Origin of the sequence: Acinetobacter sp. CIP 102129, assembly GCF_000368305.1 — a bacterium.
Classification (GTDB): Bacteria; Pseudomonadota; Gammaproteobacteria; order Pseudomonadales; family Moraxellaceae; genus Acinetobacter; species Acinetobacter parvus.
The window spans coordinates 530,006-548,521 of record NZ_KB849340.1; the positions used below are offsets into that span (position 1 = coordinate 530,006).

At 42.8% G+C, this 18,516-nt stretch carries 14 protein-coding genes and 3 pseudogenes; 15 read left to right on the plus strand and 2 right to left on the minus strand.

What is annotated here, in order from left to right; translation table 11 throughout:
* From F973_RS14575 to F973_RS06700, 14 genes and pseudogenes are all read left to right on the plus strand, one after another.
* The coding region (locus F973_RS14575) for a zinc ribbon domain-containing protein (RefSeq protein ID WP_155756466.1) at positions 1–211 on the plus strand (211 nt) is incomplete at its 5' end.
* 23 nt (positions 212–234) lie between these two features.
* Positions 235–441, plus strand: a pseudogene (locus tag F973_RS06645) (DUF1016 N-terminal domain-containing protein); the annotation flags it as partial.
* 89 nt (positions 442–530) lie between these two features.
* Positions 531–1,877, plus strand: a complete 1,347-nt coding sequence (locus tag F973_RS06650) for a restriction endonuclease subunit S (protein WP_004760780.1) — start codon at positions 531–533, stop codon at positions 1,875–1,877.
* Positions 1,878–1,879: 2 nt separating this feature from the next.
* On the plus strand, positions 1,880–2,170 hold the full coding sequence (locus F973_RS06655; protein ID WP_004760782.1) for a hypothetical protein: 291 nt from the start codon (positions 1,880–1,882) through the stop codon (positions 2,168–2,170).
* A 46-nt stretch (positions 2,171–2,216) separates the two neighbouring features.
* Positions 2,217–3,224, plus strand: coding sequence for a Fic family protein (locus tag F973_RS06660; protein WP_004760783.1), 1,008 nt, complete (start codon positions 2,217–2,219; stop codon positions 3,222–3,224).
* Complete coding sequence (locus tag F973_RS06665) at positions 3,221–6,340, plus strand: type I restriction endonuclease subunit R (protein ID WP_004760784.1); 3,120 nt, start codon at positions 3,221–3,223, stop codon at positions 6,338–6,340. Before F973_RS06660 ends, F973_RS06665 begins: the two co-directional genes overlap by 4 nt.
* Before the next feature lie 100 nt (positions 6,341–6,440).
* Positions 6,441–6,669 (plus strand): annotated as a pseudogene (locus F973_RS15670) (Fic family protein); the annotation flags it as partial.
* Between the two features lie 160 nt (positions 6,670–6,829).
* The gene (locus F973_RS06670; RefSeq protein WP_004760786.1) at positions 6,830–8,422 is read left to right on the plus strand and encodes a peptide chain release factor 3; all 1,593 of its coding nucleotides are present in this window, start codon (positions 6,830–6,832) and stop codon (positions 8,420–8,422) included.
* Positions 8,423–8,492: 70 nt separating this feature from the next.
* A complete protein-coding gene (locus F973_RS06675; RefSeq protein ID WP_004760788.1) occupies positions 8,493–9,320 on the plus strand; it encodes a hypothetical protein in 828 nt (275 codons plus the stop codon).
* Between the two features lie 105 nt (positions 9,321–9,425).
* Complete coding sequence (locus tag F973_RS06680) at positions 9,426–10,331, plus strand: RsiV family protein (RefSeq protein WP_004678385.1); 906 nt, start codon at positions 9,426–9,428, stop codon at positions 10,329–10,331.
* A gap of 36 nt (positions 10,332–10,367) precedes the next feature.
* Entirely contained in the window at positions 10,368–11,180 is an 813-nt protein-coding gene (locus F973_RS06685; protein WP_034432463.1) for a TatD family hydrolase, read from the plus strand.
* A gap of 123 nt (positions 11,181–11,303) precedes the next feature.
* Complete coding sequence (gene acnA, locus F973_RS06690; protein ID WP_004760789.1) at positions 11,304–14,060, plus strand: aconitate hydratase AcnA; 2,757 nt, start codon at positions 11,304–11,306, stop codon at positions 14,058–14,060.
* Positions 14,061–14,173: 113 nt separating this feature from the next.
* Complete coding sequence (locus tag F973_RS06695; protein ID WP_004760791.1) at positions 14,174–15,361, plus strand: MFS transporter; 1,188 nt, start codon at positions 14,174–14,176, stop codon at positions 15,359–15,361.
* 61 nt (positions 15,362–15,422) lie between these two features.
* Complete coding sequence (locus tag F973_RS06700) at positions 15,423–16,184, plus strand: tRNA threonylcarbamoyladenosine dehydratase (RefSeq protein ID WP_004760792.1); 762 nt, start codon at positions 15,423–15,425, stop codon at positions 16,182–16,184.
* A 13-nt stretch (positions 16,185–16,197) separates the two neighbouring features.
* Here F973_RS06700 and F973_RS06705 read toward each other — a convergent pair whose 3' ends face one another.
* On the minus strand, positions 16,198–16,677 hold the full coding sequence (locus F973_RS06705) for a CHAP domain-containing protein (RefSeq protein ID WP_004760795.1): 480 nt from the start codon (positions 16,675–16,677) through the stop codon (positions 16,198–16,200).
* A 261-nt stretch (positions 16,678–16,938) separates the two neighbouring features.
* Positions 16,939–17,955 carry a tRNA dihydrouridine(20/20a) synthase DusA gene (dusA, locus tag F973_RS06710; protein ID WP_004760796.1) on the minus strand — a complete coding sequence of 339 codons (1,017 nt, stop codon included), beginning with the start codon at positions 17,953–17,955 and terminating at the stop codon, positions 16,939–16,941.
* A gap of 136 nt (positions 17,956–18,091) precedes the next feature.
* On the opposite strand from dusA, the pseudogene F973_RS06715 reads away from it, so the two are divergent.
* Positions 18,092–18,478 (plus strand): annotated as a pseudogene (locus tag F973_RS06715) (integrase); the annotation flags it as partial.
* Positions 18,479–18,516 lie beyond the last annotated feature (38 nt).

Genomic DNA, 18,516 nt, shown 5'->3' on the forward strand with positions numbered 1-18,516 from the left:
ATGGTATGAAGAAGTCAATGAAGCGTATACCACCCAAACGTGTTCGTGCTGTGGCTCACGCTGTAGTAGTCCGAAAGGTAGAGCAGGCTTAGGAATAAGAGAATGGCAGTGTATGGAGTGCGGTACGCTCCATGATCGGGATGTAAATTCCGCACTGAATATTCTTGCGCTCGGACATGAGCGTCTAGTAGTAGGAATCCCCGTCCTTTAGGTCGGGGAGGATGTCAATGGCAGTTGGGTGAGCAGATTGTAGAGCAGCAGCAAAACTACGCATGGGGCGATGGGTTCTTAAAGCAACTTAGCCATGATTTGATGATGGAATTTCCTGAGATGAAAGGATTTTCTAAACGAAATTTGGAATATATCAGGCGTTGGTATTTGTTTTGGTCGAAAGATATGTCAATTGCGCAACAGGTTGTTGCGCAACTAGGGCAAATTCCTTGGGGGCAACTAAAAGATGCTAGCTGGCTTGAGCGTGTAGGTGGAACTCGCGGCTATTGGATGGTTAAAAAAGAATTTGGGGGTGAGGTGTGAGTTTTTATGTACTTTTAAAGGAAATAGCAGAAATTGAAATGGGACAATCCCCTACAAGTAATAACGTGAATAGTAATAGAATTGGTTTACCTTTGTTAAATGGACCGACAGAATTTACATCTAGGTATCCTATTCCTATTCAATTTACAGAATCTGCAAAAAAAATATCCCAAAAGGGTGATATATTATTTTGTGTTCGTGGTTCAACTACTGGTCGAATGAATTATGCAGATAGACCTTATGCGATTGGTCGAGGTTTAGCAGCAATTCGTGGGAAAAATGGTTATCCAACTTCTTATATCAGGGTAATTGTTGAGCAAAATTTAGCTAAACTTTTAGCTGCTGCAACTGGTTCAACTTTTCCTAATGTTGGACGAGATTTGCTATTAAATTTTAAGGTACAAGTTCTATCTAAAAATGAAGCACAATATATAAGTAATATCGTGGATTTAATTGATAATAAAATCCATCTCAATAATCAAATCAACCAAACTTTAGAATCTATCGCTCAAGCCATTTTTAAATGCTGGTTTATCGACTTTGAACCTGTACGTGCCAAAATTGCAGCGAAGCAAGAGGGTAAAGACCCTGAACTTGCTGCTATGTGTGCGATTAGCGGTAAAAGTGAAGTTGAGCTTAAGCAAATGGCATCGGATGATTTTGCAGAATTGCAAGCCACTGCTGTACTGTTTCCTGATGAGTTGGTTGAGAGTGAGTTGGGGGAAGTGCCGAGGGGGTGGGAGGTTGGTTGCATTGGAGATGAGGTTAATACGGTTTCAAAAACTTACCCGTTAAAACAAGTTGAAGAAGTAATATTTTTAAATACGGGTGATATTCTTGAAGGAAAGTTTTTGCATGCGAATAAATCACGCACGGAAAGTTTGCCTGGACAGGCTAAAAAATCTATTCAAAAAGATGACATTTTATACAGTGAAATAAGACCTCAGAATAAACGTTTTGCTTATGTTTATTTTGATGCAGAAGATTATGTTGTATCAACTAAGCTAATGGTATTAAGGAAAAAATCAACGATACCATCTCACTTTGTGTATTTTATTCTTTCTAGACAAAGTACAATTGATTTTTTACAAGTAATGGCAGAGTCACGGTCGGGGACTTTTCCACAAATTACTTTTGATGTGTTGTCAAAAGTAGAATATTTGAAACCAAATAACAATGCTTTAATTGATATATTTACGCGAAAAGTTTTGAGTCCTTTTTTTGATAAAAAAGTGATGAATGAGACTGAAAATAATAAATTGATCGGAGTTAGGGATAATTTATTACCTAAATTATTGTCGGGTGAAATGGATGTGTCGGATTTGCAGAGTGAGGGGGATTAATTATGAATATAATATTCAGATTCCTACTCACTTTAAATTCGACATCATTATTGTTGATAATTTTTCTGATTAAAGAAAAGTATGTTTTGTGGCAAGGAGTGTCTGAATATTTATCATATATTGTATATGTTATTTCACCAATTTTGATGACATATCTTAGTATCCTTTTATCACCAGTTGAAGTTCCTGAAATGCAATTGGCTGCTAAAAGAATTATTGAAAGATTGAGATGTGATGCTGAACAATTTCAAGGCTTATTAATTAGTGTTGGGGAGCAAGAGACTATACTGTGAACGGAAACTCAACCCAAAACCTTTATATAACCTTAAAGGACTAATCATGCCATACCAACCGCCCTATACGTTAACCACACCAATTTTAAATGAAGTTGCTTATATTAGTGAACAAATCGGGCGGATAACGGCACAAACCCAACAACAGGATTTACGATTAAGACGAATTAACCGTATTCGTACCATTACGGGTTCACTTGCGATTGAGGGAAACACTTTAGACGAAGCACAAATCACAGCAATTTCAGATGGTAAACGAGTGCTTGCGCCACCAAGAGAAATACAGGAAGCCCATAACGCCTTACAAACTTACGAGCAGTTGCCGAACTGGAAAAGTGATACTGAACACGATTTATTACAGGCACATCACACCTTAATGATAGGATTAATCACCGAAGTTGGACAATATCGACAAGGCGGTGTTGGGGTGATGTCAGGCGAACAAGTGATTCATATTGCACCACCTGCATCTCAAGTGCCACGTCTAATGAATGATTTATTACATTGGTTGAAACATAGTCCCGATCATCCATTAATTAAAAGCTGTGTATTCCATTATGAATTTGAATTTATTCACCCTTTTGCCGATGGTAATGGGCGTATGGGGCGATTATGGCAAACGCTGATTTTGTCGGAATGGCAGCCGATTTTCCGTTATATCCCTGTGGAAAGCCTGATTCATCAACATCAACAGCAGTATTATCAAGCCATTCAAGAGAGTACACAGCAAACAGATATTGCCCCATTTATCCAGTTTATGTTATCCATGATTCAACAGGCGGTTTATCATCAGGTTAGCCCCCAAGTCACACCTCAAGTCAGCCCCCAAGTCGAGGCTTTATTACAGTGTATGATTGGGGAAATGAGTCGAGAGCAAATTCAGCAAAAATTAGATTTAAAAGATAGAAAGTCATTTAAGAATAGATATTTACAACCTGCATTACAGGCTGGTTTAATAGAAATGACTATTCCAGACAAACCCAATAGCCGTTTGCAACAATATCGTTTAACTGCGCAAGGTAAAATGTTACAGGTACAAGGACTGAACCCATGAACGAAACCCAACTTGAAAACCTATGCCTAGACTGGTTCTCTGAAAATGGCTGGGAAGTCGTTCATGGTGTGGATATTGCACCTGACAGTAGCAATCCTTTACGCAAAGACTATAAGCAGGTTCTGATTGAATCAGATTTACAAACTGCTTTTGAACGCTTAAATCCACATTTGCCAGTGAGTTGTTTTGAGCAGGTTTTACAGAAACTCACTAAACCTGAAAGTCTGGATTTAATCACCAATAACCGTGCTTTTCACCGTATGTTACTGGAAGGCGTACCCGTCAGTTATAAAAAAGAAGATGACTGGGTGAATGACCATGCGTTTTTGGTTGATTTTAATCATATTTACCAAAATCGCTTTGTTGCCATTAATCAATTTACCATCCAAGGTACAAAGCAACCAAGACGGCCTGACATTATCTGCTTTATTAATGGTATACCATTTGCTGTACTTGAGCTAAAAAGCCCCACCGATGAAAATGCAGATATTTGGGATGCGTTTAATCAACTACAAACCTATAAAGAAGAAGTTTCTGATCTGTTTGTATTTAATGAAGCATTGGTGGTAAGTGATGGCATTACAGCTCGGGTCGGTTCATTAACAGCAAGTCAAGAACGTTTCTTGCCGTGGCGTACCATTAAAAATGAAGATGATAAGCCGCAGTTGGAGTGGGAGCTTGAAACTGTTATTCGAGGCTTTTTTGATCGTGAGTTATTCCTCGATTACATCCGTTTCTTTGTGCTATTTGAAACTGATGGTGGATCTCAACAAGCCGCAGGCGCTACCATTAAAAAAATTGCGGGTTATCACCAGTTCCATGCAGTGCGTGAAGCTGTTCAGTCGACTATTGCCGCATCGAATCCTACAGGGGATAAAAAAGCAGGGGTGGTTTGGCATACCCAAGGTTCAGGCAAAAGTATCTCGATGTGTTGCTATGCTGGGAAGCTGCTTCAACAACCTGCAATGCAGAATCCTACCTTATTGATTGTGACTGATCGTAATGACCTAGATGGACAACTCTTTGAAACCTTTAGTCAGGCACAAGAACTATTAAAACAAACGCCAGTACAAGCCAATAATCGTGATGAGCTAAGACAACTCCTTGCTGAACGTGAATCAGGCGGAATTATTTTTACCACGGTACAAAAGTTTGCTTTGCTTGATGGAGAAACTGAACATCCATTGCTGAATGGTCGGCACAATATTGTGGTGATGTCTGATGAAGCACACCGTAGCCAATATGGACTCAAAGCCAAACTGTCTAATGATGGGACTTATAAATTTGGCTATGCCAAGCACATGCGTGATGCTTTAAAGAATGCAGCTTTTATTGGTTTTACGGGTACGCCAATTTCCAGTGAAGACAAAGACACCCGAGCTGTCTTTGGTGATTATGTTTCGATTTATGATATTCAAGATGCGGTCGAGGACGGCGCAACCGTGCCGATCTATTATGAATCCCGCTTGGCAAAATTGGATATTAATAAGGCTGAAATTGAGGAACTCTCTGATCAAGTTGATGAGGTGGTGGAAGATGAAGAAGATGTCGGTAGTCGTGAGAAGACCAAGGGTGAATGGAGTCGCTTAGAAAAGTTAGTGGGTGCAACCCCACGCCTGAAACAGATTGCTGCGGATTTGGTAACACATTTTGAAGCCCGTACTGAAGCCACAGCAGGCAAAGGCATGATTGTGACCATGAGTCGTGAAATCTGCGTGCATTTGTATAATGAAATTATTGCTCTGCGCCCAGATTGGCATGATGATGACCCGAAAAAAGGCAAAATCAAAATTGTGATGACGGGTTCAGCATCGGATAAACCGTTATTGCAACCCCATATCTATAATAAGCAAACTAAAAAACGCTTTGAGAAACGCTTTAAAGATGTGAATGACCCGTTACAGTTGGTGATTGTACGGGATATGTGGCTGACAGGTTTTGATGCACCCTGTACCCATACCATGTATATCGACAAACCAATGAAAGGTCATAACCTCATGCAGGCCATTGCTCGTGTGAACCGTGTCTTTAAAGACAAGCAAGGTGGGTTGGTTGTTGACTATATTGGGATTGCCAATGAGTTAAAGCAGGCATTAAAAACCTATACCGATGCAAAGGGTAAAGGTGAACCGACTTTACGTGCGGAAGAAGCCTATGCCGTGCTTGCTGAGAAAATGGATGCCATTCGTGGGATGTTTGCCAAGACCAATGACCAAGCTGGGTTGGATTTAAGCAGTTATGAAACACAAGCACATCGACTGATTATTCCAGCAGCCAACTATGTGCTGAGTTTGAAAGATGGCAAAAAACGCTTCTTGGATTTAGTACTTACAGTCAATAAAGCCTTTTCATTGTGTGGTACTTTGGATGAAGCCAAGACATTACATAAGGAAATTGCATTTTATTCAGCCATTAAGGCCGTGATCAGTAAACATACTTCTGTGGATCGTAAATTATCGCAAGCAGAAAAGGATAGTACGCTTAAACAAATTTTGGATAATGCTGTCCTTGCTGATGGTGTAGCAGATGTATTTGCACTTTGTGGTTTAGATAAACCTAATATTGGCTTACTGTCGGATGAGTTTTTAGAAGATGTTCGGCAGATGCCATATCGTAACTTGGCTGTCGAATTATTAGAAAAATTATTGAATGATGGTATCAAGGCAAAAACGCGTAATAACCTTGTGCAGGAGAAACGCTTCTCTGACCGTTTGCAGGAAACTCTAAGGAAATATAATAACCGTGCGATTGAAACCTCTCAAGTCATTGAAGAACTGATACAAATGGCGAAAGACTTTCAAGCTGAAATGGAACGTGAAGCGTCGCTAGGTTTGAACCCTGATGAAATCGCTTTCTATGATGCTTTAGCAAATAATGAAAGTGCGGTGCGTGAATTGGGTGATGATACGCTCAAGCAAATTGCCCGAGAGATTACCGAGAAGTTGCGCAAATCAACGACTGTGGATTGGCAAGTACGGGACAGTGTCCGTGCCCAGCTTAAAATCTTGGTACGTCGTACTTTACAGCGATGGAAGTACCCGCCTGATAAAGCGGCAGAGGCGATTGAGTTAGTCATGAAGCAGGCTGAAATGTTATCGAATGCTTGGACAAGTTGATATAAGGTTAAGGAGTAGGTTGTTCTGCTCCTTATTAAGGGCTTGGATTGAAAAATAATTTTTGATGTCATTTTAGAATTCATCAGCAACCGATCAAGTCACCGTACATGATACCGATCAAGCTACCGTACAAGCTGGTGATCATGTTCAATGCTTTGTTTCAGTTATGGGGCAAGAAGAGTATAGTTTGATAGAAGTAATGTCTTTACTGGGCTTATCCCACTATCCAACAGGATTACCTTAATCCAGCAATAGGGGCAGGACTGGTTGAACGTACAATTTCAGACAAACCAAAAAGTCCAAAGCAAAGATATAGATTGAGTGTATAAAACTAGATGGCTCAAACCCATATGAGCGACTGGATGACCCACTATGCCTATATAACTCTAAATCTGCTACAATTACGCCAATTTTGAATTCCCACTTTTTCAGTTTTAGTACATATTTAGAAATGTGTACATAACTGTGTACATATTGTAGATTTTTCTCATGAGTTTTAAAGATGAACTAGCGGCACAGGTTGCCCAGCGACGCACCTTTGCGATTATTTCCCACCCCGATGCGGGTAAGACCACCATGACCGAGAAACTGCTGTTATGGGGTAAGGCCATTCAGGTTGCGGGAATGGTGAAAAGCCGTAAGTCTGACCGTTCCGCAACATCCGACTGGATGGAAATGGAAAAGGAACGTGGTATTTCGATTACCACCTCGGTGATGCAGTTTCCCTATAAAAAGCACACCATCAACCTGCTGGATACCCCAGGACACGAAGACTTCTCGGAAGATACCTACCGTACCTTAACTGCCGTGGATTCTGCCTTAATGGTGATTGATGGTGCAAAAGGCGTTGAGGAGCGTACCATTAAACTGATGGAAGTGTGTCGCATGCGTGACACACCCATCATTTCATTCGTCAACAAAATGGACCGTGAAATCCGTGAGCCTTTAGAGCTGTTGGATGAAATTGAAAACGTTCTCAAAATCAAATGTGTGCCGATCACTTGGCCGCTTGGTACAGGTCGTGACTTCGCTGGGGTGTTTAACCTGATCGAAGAAAAGTTTTATGTGTATAAAGCAGGTTTTGGTTCAACCATTACTGATATTGAAGTGCGTGATGGTTATGACCATGCGGATATTCGTGATAAAGTCGGCGAATTGGCCTGGGCCTCTTTTGAGGAGTCACTTGAGCTGGTACAGATGGCAAATGAACCATTAGATCGCGAGCTGTTTCTGCAAGGCAAGCAAACCCCTGTGCTGTTCGGTACGGCATTGGGTAACTTTGCGGTTGACCATGTACTGGATGCCTTTATCAACTGGGCTCCAGAGCCTAAGGCGCATCCAACTCAGGAACGTACTGTCGATGCCAATGAAGAGGGTTTTACGGGCTTCGTGTTTAAAATTCAGGCCAACATGGACCCGAAACACCGTGACCGTATTGCCTTTATGCGTATTTGCTCAGGTAAATATGAAAAAGGCTTGAAAATGAATCATGTGCGTATCGGTAAGGATGTGCGTATCAGTGATGCCCTAACATTCCTTGCGGGTGAGCGTGAACATCTGGAAGAGGCTTGGCCTGGAGATATCATTGGTCTGCATAACCACGGCACCATCCAGATCGGTGATACCTTTACCAGCGGTGAAAAACTTCATTTCACGGGTATTCCACACTTTGCACCTGAAATGTTCCGCCGAGTTCGTTTACGTGATCCGTTAAAGTCCAAGCAATTGCAGAAAGGCCTGAAAGAGCTGTCGGAAGAGGGCGCGACACAGGTGTTTATGCCACAAATCAACAATGACCTGATTGTGGGTGCGGTGGGTGTGTTACAGTTTGATGTGGTCGCGTACCGTCTAAAAGAAGAATATAAGGTGGACTGTATTTATGAGCCTGTAAATGTACATACCGTGCGATGGATTCATTGTGATGATGAAAAGATTCTGAATGAATTTAAGAAAAAGGCCCATGATCAGCTTTCAGTCGATGGTGGTGGTCATCTGACTTATCTTGCGCCAAGCCGTGTCAACTTGCAGTTGATGCAGGAACGCTGGCCAGATATTCAGTTCCGTAACACACGGGAACACTAAAATATATAAAAACAGCTTCTAATTTAGAGGCTGTTTTTAATTGAACAAACTAAAAATAAGGCATGATGAGATGAACACTTTAAAACCACTTTTTGCTGTCAGTTTAATGATTGGAATGATGGCTTTAACGGCATGTGATCATCCAAAGAAAAATGAAACTGATTCAGCACAGGCAACTGAACAGCATACTGCAGCAGTTGAGAAAGCTGAGGTTTTACCCTATCTCAATATGCAGGAGGCCAAGGCGGACTATGCCTTGCCATTTTGTGAAAAGAAAAACTGTATTGATGTCGATATTCAAACCATTAAGACTCAGGATGAATGGTTGAACGCATGGATTGCAAAAAATCAGGCCAACGTGATCCAGCAACAGATTGAGCAGAATAAAAATCTGACCCTGCAACAGGCCATCAACGCCTATGTGAAAAAGTCAGATGAATGGCAGGATAAATATTCAAAAAACAAGGCCTACGAGCTGCATTTGAATACCCGTATTGCATCACAGCGAAATCAGTATGTGTTGCTGCAAGTGGGGGTAAATGCTCAGCAGGAAGATATTGCGGTCAAGGATCGTTTTTATTTCTTTGTTGCAGACCGTAAACTACAAAAAAGCCTTAGCGTGTTGGATGTGATTCAGAAGAATCAGCAAAATGCACTGAATGACATTATTCAGGCACACTATCAACAATGGATTGAAAAACAATCCCCAGAAGTCAAAAAACAGGTGCCGAAAAAGCTGTATTGGGGACAGGCTGACTGGTTCTTCGATGGTGAGGGCATTGGTGTGCATTACCGTGCCAATGAAATTAGTAAGGATGCACCACAACTGGATATTTATTTAAGCACCGAACAGAGTAAACAGATGCTACAGCCTGATATTTATCAACAAATGTTCTAATCTTTGTAACAAGCGTATAGGAATTGCATGTATCACTAGCGGTTTGCGGTGAAGTCCGCTAGCATTTAAAAATCTTGTGTCATCACAATGCTTGCAGGTTCTTCGATGAAAACATTTTATAAATCTAGCGTTCTGGCGTGTGCAATTCTACTTGCCGCATGCCAGCCAAAATCAGAACCTAAGCAGCCAGAGGACAACCCACAAGAGCAGCCTGTTGTGCAGACACAGACTGAGCCGACCTTGCGTGGTGAAACGGTCAAGGTGCAGGTAAGTTTGCCTGAGTGTAAGGGCAATACCTGTCCAGATTTTAGCGTTGAACGCTTGCAGAGTAACTTTCCGTTTATTGATCAGTTACTTGATCAGGAAATACTGAACCAACTCAGTAAGATGCTTGAAATTGTCGATCAGGATACCGCCGCCTCTAGCGTACAGACCGCTGAGCAAAAGCAAAATCTGGACGCGCAGGCCCAGTTGTATGCCAATTTATTTATCAAGATTGATGAAGAACTGAAAGCATTGAGCAGCAGTCATCAAATCAGTTTGATGATTAAACCAAAGATTTTACAGTCTAAGGGCACACTGGCAACGGTTGTGTTGAATAGCAGCAGTTATTTGGGTGGCGCACATGGTTCAACCTCGCAACGCTACTATAACTTTGACCTGACCAATCAAAAACAGGTGCAATTGAACGACCTGCTATTGCCAAAACAAAAGGCAACGTTGGACAAGCTGGCACATGATGCATTCAAGGTCTGGATTGTAGACACCAAACTTGCCAATAACCCTCAAGAATATGAACAGGCCTGGCCGTTTAAGGTCACTGACAACTTCCTGTTGGGAGAGCAGGGCTTAATTCTGCAATATGCTGAATATGAAATTGGTCCTTATGTGGTTGGCCTGCCACGTTTGGTGATTCCATTTGACAAATTACAGGGGGTGTTAAAACCTGAATATTTGCCAAAGGTGGAAGCACCAGCAGCATCTACGCCTGTGGCAAATAAATCTCCTTAAATCCCTCTTTTATAAAGTGGGATTTTTAATAAAATGATGCAACTATTTGATACCCATACCCATTTTGATGTTGCCGATTTTGACCATGATCGGCAACATTTGGCTGTACAGGCGAAACAGGTTGGGGTAGAGGCTTTGGTTCTCATCGGTTTTATTGAATCCCGATTTGATGAACTCATTCAGACCCACCAACAGTTACAACACTGGGAAAATGTCCCGCAATCCTATCTCGCACCTGGTTTGCATCCTTTTTATATTGAACAACATCGACAGGCCCATCTACAGCGATTGGAGCAGGTGTTAAAGCAACATGATTGTGTCGCCATTGGTGAGATTGGTCTGGACACCTTTTTAAAGCAACATAAACAGCCTGAGCTTTTTGCCAAACAGCAGCATTATTTTAATGCCCAACTTGAACTGGCAACGCATTATCAAAAACCTGTGTTGCTGCATATTCGTAAGGCCCACGCCGAAACCCTTGCCATTTTAAAGGCGCAGAAATTCAAGCTCGGTGGTATTGCGCATGCCTTTAGTGGTGGTGTGGAAGAAGCCAAGGCACTGGTCAAACTGGGTTTTAAAATTGGTGTGACGGGGCAGATCACTAGTCCGAATGCCAAAAAGTTACATCAGGTGGTACAGGCGATTGGGGCTGAACATTTGGTGATTGAAACTGATTGCCCTGATATGACACCGTTGTGTTGCCAGACCTCAACCGAACACCGCACGAGAAATACACCTGTGAATCTGCCTTATGTTTTAGATAGTTTGGCGCAAACCCTTGGGCAACCACGAGACCAGCTTGCTGAGCAATTATGGCAAAACTCATTGGCAGCCTTGCGTTTAGGATAATAACAATAATCCCATTAAAAATAAGATAACTAAAAGGGAACACATCATTTCCTAAACTGGCTTAGAATGAATAAAGCACCTTATAACAAATAAACGAAATCGCCAAACTGGGAGGGTAACCCGATGGCCAGATATAGCAAAATCAATAGCTTTAATTCATTACAAACACTCAGTGTTGGTTCAAGGCAATATCAAATTTTTAGCTTGGCTCAGGCAGCGCAGCGTCTGGGCAATATTGATCAGCTCCCAAAATCATTAAAAGTTTTACTGGAAAATTTACTGCGCTTTGAAGATCAAAAAAGTGTAAAAGTTGAGCATATTCAGGCCTTGGTGGATTGGCAAAAAACCAGAAGTTCCGATCAGGAAATTCAATACCGCCCAGCCCGTGTGTTGATGCAGGACTTTACGGGAGTGCCTGCGGTGGTTGACCTTGCCGCCATGCGTGCCGCGATGGCTCAGGCAGGTGGTGATCCAAACCGTATCAATCCATTGTCTCCTGTGGATTTGGTGATTGACCATTCTGTCATGGTCGATCATTTTGCTAACCAGAATGCCTTTGCCGAAAATGTTGAAATTGAAATGCAGCGTAATGGTGAGCGTTACCAGTTTCTGCGCTGGGGCCAGTCTGCCTTTAATAACTTTAGTGTAGTGCCGCCTGGGACAGGAATTTGCCATCAGGTCAATCTGGAATATCTGGCCCAAGCGGTCTGGCTTGGGGAAGATGAGGGTCTGACTTTTGCCTTTCCAGACACCTTGGTGGGAACAGATTCACATACCACCATGATCAATGGATTGGGTGTGTTGGGTTGGGGTGTTGGTGGTATTGAGGCAGAAGCGGCCATGCTGGGACAGCCTGTCTCCATGCTGATTCCTGAAGTGATTGGCTTTAAGCTGACTGGAAAGTTAAGTGAGGGAATCACCGCCACCGATCTGGTTCTGACCATTACCCAGATGTTGCGCCAAAAGGGTGTTGTGGGTAAGTTTGTTGAATTTTATGGAGATGGCTTGGCGGATTTGCCGTTGGCTGATCGCGCCACCATTGCCAATATGGCACCTGAATATGGCGCGACCTGTGGTTTCTTCCCGATTGATGACGTGACTTTGGGCTATTTGGCCCTGACAGGCCGTCAAGAGGACCGTATTGATCTGGTGGAGGCTTATAGTAAAGCACAGGGTTTATGGCGCAATGTGGGTGATGAACCAATTTTTACTGATGTACTGAGTCTGGATATGGGAACGGTTGAGGCCAGTCTGGCTGGACCAAAACGTCCACAGGATCGGGTGCTGCTTTCAGATGTACCCAAAACCTTTAATACCTTGATGGAACTGACCCTAAAACCTGCCAAGGAAGCAAAGGAACGTTTGGAAAATGAGGGTGGCGGTGGCACTGCCGTGGAAGCCAAAGCCGCAAACCTGCCCCATGAAAATCCATCCTGTACGCTGGATGGACAAAGCTATCCTCTAAATCATGGTGATGTGGTGATTTCAGCCATTACTTCATGTACCAATACATCTAACCCGAGTGTGATGCTGGCTGCGGGCCTGCTTGCCAAGAAAGCCATTGAAAAAGGTTTGCAGCGTAAGCCGTGGGTGAAAAGTTCCCTCGCCCCTGGTTCCAAAGTGGTGACAGACTATCTTGCTGCCGCAGGACTAACCCCTTATCTGGATCAACTGGGTTATAACCTTGTCGGGTATGGCTGTACCACCTGTATTGGTAACTCTGGACCCTTACCAGAACCGATTGAAGAAGCAGTCCAATGCCATGATTTAAATGTTGCATCTGTGCTTTCGGGGAACCGTAACTTTGAAGGCCGTGTCCATCCGCTGGTCAAAACCAATTGGCTTGCCTCACCGCCGTTGGTGGTTGCGTATGGTCTGGCAGGTAATATCCGTACCGATTTAACCACCCAGCCGATTGGTGTAGGCAAGGAGGGGCAGGAGGTCTATCTAAAAGATATTTGGCCGAGTCAGGCGGAAATTGATCAAGCCTTGCAGCAAGTGAATACTGCCATGTTTCATAAGGAATATGCAGCAGTATTTGATGGCGATGCGACATGGCAGGCAATTCAGATTCCGCAAAGTCAAACCTATGCATGGCAAAACAACTCGACCTATATTCGCCATCCACCATTTTTTGAGGAGATCAACCATCCGCCTAAAGCCATTACCAATATTGAGCAGGCGCGTATCCTGGCCGTGTTGGGAGATTCGGTCACCACAGACCATATTTCTCCAGCAGGGAATATTAAAAAGGACAGTCCAGCGGGGCGTTATTTGCAGGATCAGGGGGTGGAACCCAAAGATTTCAACTCTTATGGTTCTCGGCGCGGTAACCATGAAGTGATGATGCGTGGCACTTTTGCCAATATTCGCATTAAAAATGAAATGCTGGATGGAGAGGAGGGTGGCAACACCATTTACATCCCGACAGGTGAGAAACTGGCAATTTATGATGCTGCCATGCGTTATCAACAGCAAAAAGTTCCTTTGTTGATAGTGGCGGGCAAGGAATATGGAACGGGTTCATCACGGGACTGGGCCGCAAAGGGAACCAACCTACTGGGTATTAAGGCGGTGATTGCGGAAAGCTTTGAGCGGATTCACCGTTCCAATCTGGTGGGAATGGGCGTATTGCCCTTGCAGTTTATTGATGGGCAAACCCGACAGTCCCTGAACCTGACAGGTCGCGAAGTGCTATCCATTTATGGATTGTCAGATAATATCCAACCGCATCAAATCCTTGATATTGAGGTGGTACGTGAGGATGGTAGTCAGGAGCAGTTTAAGGTGTTATGCCGAATTGATACCCTGAATGAGGTGGAATACTTTAAGGCAGGTGGCATTTTACATTATGTACTGCGCAATCTGATTGCTGCATAAAGTGTTAGGACACCTCCTCAAGCAAAGATGAAAGCTGGTCTTTCATCTTTTTTATTTGAATTTCAAGCATTCAGCGTTAAGGTAGTCAGGCCCGATGAAACTGGATAAAGGCTTTGAATCAATTACCACGCTATGTTTATTATCTCTTGGCTGCACAGGCACTGAACTTAATTGCGGCGGTCTTATCGGTGACCGTGGCGGCGATTGTCGGCTTAAAGCTTGCACCTACGCAGGCCCTAGCCACAGTTCCTTATGGTTTGCAGTTTTTAGCGATGTTACTGACCACCTTTATTTTTTCTTTTCTAATGAAAAAGTTTGGACGTCATCTGGTGTTTCAATTTGGCTGCATCTGCCTATTCCTAGCGGGTGTTCTAGGCTATCTGGCATTACAGCAGCAACAGTTCTATCTATTGTGTCTCAGCCATTTTTCACTGGGTTTATTTATCTCGACTGCGAATTTTTATCGCTTTGCGGCCTCGGATCGTCTTGCAACAGAACTCATTCCGAAAGCAACAGCCATGGTGATCTCAGGTGGTGTGATTGCTGCAATGATTGCCCCCATATTGGCGATTCAGTTTCAGCAGGTGCAGGGTTTACCCGATTTCACTGCAATCTATTTCATTTTTAGTCTCTTGGCCTTGTTACTCTCTCCAATCCTGTATGGATGGAATAAAAAATTCCAACGTCAACAGACACAGCAGATAACGGTTGAACCAATTCAGCGCGCCAAATTGCCGAGCAGCTTGATTATCGCCGCCGTGATGAGCTGTGCGTTTGCCTACTATATTATGAATGTGATGATGATTATGTCTTCTTTGCATTTAAAGGAACATCATTCATTTCACTATGCCTCGATTTCCATTCAGTTGCATGTATTGGCAATGTTTATTCCGTCATTCTTTGTATCTAAACTGATTCGACGATGGGGCACACACACCACGATTTATGTGGGCTTTGCTTTGCTGATGTTATCGTCATTGATTCCAATGAGTGGACAGGTTGGAATTTATATTAATGTTGCGCTGATTATCCTCGGTGTGGGCTGGAATTTCGCTTATTCAGGTGCATCCACTTTATTGGCTGGTTTAAATGAGCAGCAAAAACATCGAGTACAAGGTATCAATGAGACAGGAATTGCCTTGTTTGCAACTTTAGGAGCGTTTTTACCTGCCCCAATTTTGAGTAGTCTGGGTTGGATCAATGCAAACCTTTTAGCCTTATCCATGAGCTTCATGGTTTTTATTCTGTTGCTGGTTTTAAGTCGCCAAGGTCAATCACCAAGGAAAGTTTCATCGGGCTAACCTAAAAGAAGCTAAACACGCTAAAATACTGCTTTGACTGAAAAGATAGACCACGACTGTTATGACCGATCTCCAAAATGATGAATATGACCGCCGTTTCGCTGGCGTAGCCAAAATTTATGGAGAAAATGCATTTGCACACTATGAGCAAAGCCATGTCATGGTGATTGGTATTGGCGGTGTGGGAAGCTGGGCGGTTGAGGCACTGGCACGTACAGGCATTGGTGAGCTGACGCTGGTGGATATGGATGTGGTTGCCGCATCCAACATCAACCGTCAACTGCCTGCAATGAGCTCGACACTTGGACAGGAAAAAATTGAGGTAATGGCGGAACGTTGCCGTCAAATCAATCCACGAATGAAAGTCAATGTGATTGATGACTATCTCACACCTGAGAATGTCAAAGAGATTCTGGATCCTGTCCCAACCATCGTTTTAGACTGTATTGATGATGTCAAAGCTAAGTTGGCTTTGATACTGCACTGCCGTTTTAACAAAATCCCGTTGATTGTGTCAGGTGGTGCAGGTGGAAAGCTCGATCCCCTCAAGATTCGGGTGGCGGACTTATCCAAAACAGAACAGGACCCAATGCTTGCCAAACTACGCACACAACTACGTTCCAAAGGCATTTGTAAAAAGCCGAAAGACAAGTTTGGAATTACCTGCATTTACTCCATCGACAATCCGTTTTCAAGCGCTGATGTTTGTGCAACTGCAGGTTTGCGCTGTGGTGGCTATGGATCGGCGGTGGTGGTGACTTCAAGCTTTGCAATGGTTGCGGTGGCTGAAGTCCTGAAGAAGCTGGATAAAATCAGGGCTTAAACAGCCCAATAAATTAAGCCTGCGGATATTGTGGTGCCAGGCGGTAATAGCTGTAGGTGACATTGGGATCTTTGTACACGTCATAGCTGGTTTGTTTAAAATCAGAAACCCATTGCGAACCTGTAAAACCTGCAATATGTCCATAACGATGTTTTTTGGTGCGATGAATAATATAAATGTCACCTGGTTGTGGATTATTAAACTCAGGTGTGATTTTTTGATAACCAATCTGCTGCAAGGTACGGCCCCAGTCTGATGCAGCGACAGGATGCTGAACAATATTGGCGCCCGCAGATTGCAGGGCGATCCTAACGAATTTGGCGCACTGGGATGAGCTACGATAGGACGCACGCGTGGTTAACTTTTCAGAAAACTTGCTTACATCAATGGTTGGCGTTGATGGCAGCCTTGGAATCTCCCGATAAGGAATAACCAGTTGATGTGCTGGTGGATATATTATGCTGTGGTCAACTGAAGGTACATCATAAATCATTGTAAATCTCTACCGCATTTTCAAAAAAACTGAACGTGTGCCAGAATCCGTACGCGGCACATAGTAAGCGATAAATTTTAAAAAAACTAAAATGTAATGTAATAATATAACAATTTGGGGTTTTTATAATAAATTATTTAAGAAAACTTTTTGAAGATTTTCTTAATTTTAAATAGCTTATATTTCCATCAATTTGAATCTTAATATTTGTAAAATGATATTTCTTGATGTGACTTATGTCACATTTTTGTGAAACATCAATCAGGATTGATGTTCTGTTATGTAGTCTTCAGTACGTTGCATGGCTGCCTGAATATTCTGAATGGCATTGTCAATATCGGTAATGGTTTTTGCATTGCCACCACTCAGTGCCTGACGCCATTTACGTGCACCTGGCAAGTTCTGGAATAATCCCAGAATATGACGTGTGATAATTGAAAGTGGTGCGCCCTCAGCTACTCTCTGGTGAATATACGGCATCATCTGCTGCATGATGTCAAAACGATTTGGTGCTTCCAAATTCCACAATTGACCCATTTCAGCTAATAAATAAGGATTGTGGTAGGCTTCACGGCCAATCATCACCCCATCGACATGCTGTAAATGTTGCTGCGTTTCTGTAAAGGTTTTGATGCCACCATTGATTTCAATGGTCAGGTGAGGACGTTCCTGCTTGAGACGATAGACATCTTCATAACGTAAGGGTGGTACTTCACGGTTCTCTTTTGGAGACAGGCCCTGCAAAATGGCAATCCGCGCATGCACGATAAAGTGAGTACAGCCCGTTGCCGCAACAGTGTCAACAAAATGCAGCATTTCTTCATAAGACTGCATGTCATCAATTCCGATCCTATGTTTCACGGTGACAGGAATCGACACTGCTTTTTGCATACTATGAATACATTCAGCCACCAAGTCTGGTTCAGCCATTAAACATGCACCAATCTTATTGTTCTGGACACGGTCACTTGGGCATCCGACATTCAGATTAACTTCGTTATAACCCCAATCTTCAGCCATTTTGGTACAGGTCGCCAGTTCCTGTGGATTTGAGCCACCGAGCTGCAACACAATGGGATGTTCTTCCTTGTTGAAATCCAAATGGCGGTTGGCGCCACCATAAATGATCGCACCTGTAGTGACCATCTCGGTATATAAAACGACATTTGGATTAAATAGGCGGGCAAAGAAACGGTAGTCACGAGTTGTCCAATCCATCATAGGTGCAACACTGATGCGAGGTTCTTTCGTGCTTTCAATGGTTTTGTTGATATTCATATTAAAAAACATACCTTTACAGTGTTGCATATTTTGGACTATTTCGGTTTTTTACACCTCATTTCGCACCATTATTTTTGAAATTTACGCCAAATTACGCCATTATGGTCTTTGAAAAAGAGATAAGGCGTAAATTATGGGAACAATTTCACAGCGCAAATTGGCGGATGGAACAATACGTTTTCGTGCTGAAATTAGAATAAGCCGTAAAGGCCTTGCAAATTTCAAGGAGAGTAAAACGTTTAGTTCAATGCGACTTGCCCAAAAATGGTTAGCAATGCGTGAAGAGGAAATCGAAGAAAATCCAGAGATTTTATTAGGCAGATCGGATGTGACCAACATCACTTTAGCCAATGCCATAGAGAAATATCTTGATGAAGTTGGCAATCAATATGGTCGTACTAAAACCTACTGTCTTCGCCTAATTCAGAAATTTCCAATAGCGCAGCATATTATCACAAAAATAAAACCAGCAGATATTTCAGATCATGTTGCTTTGCGTAAGAATGGCTATGACAAACTCGGTACGGTTCAGTCCTTTGAAAGCAGCCTATTCTGAAA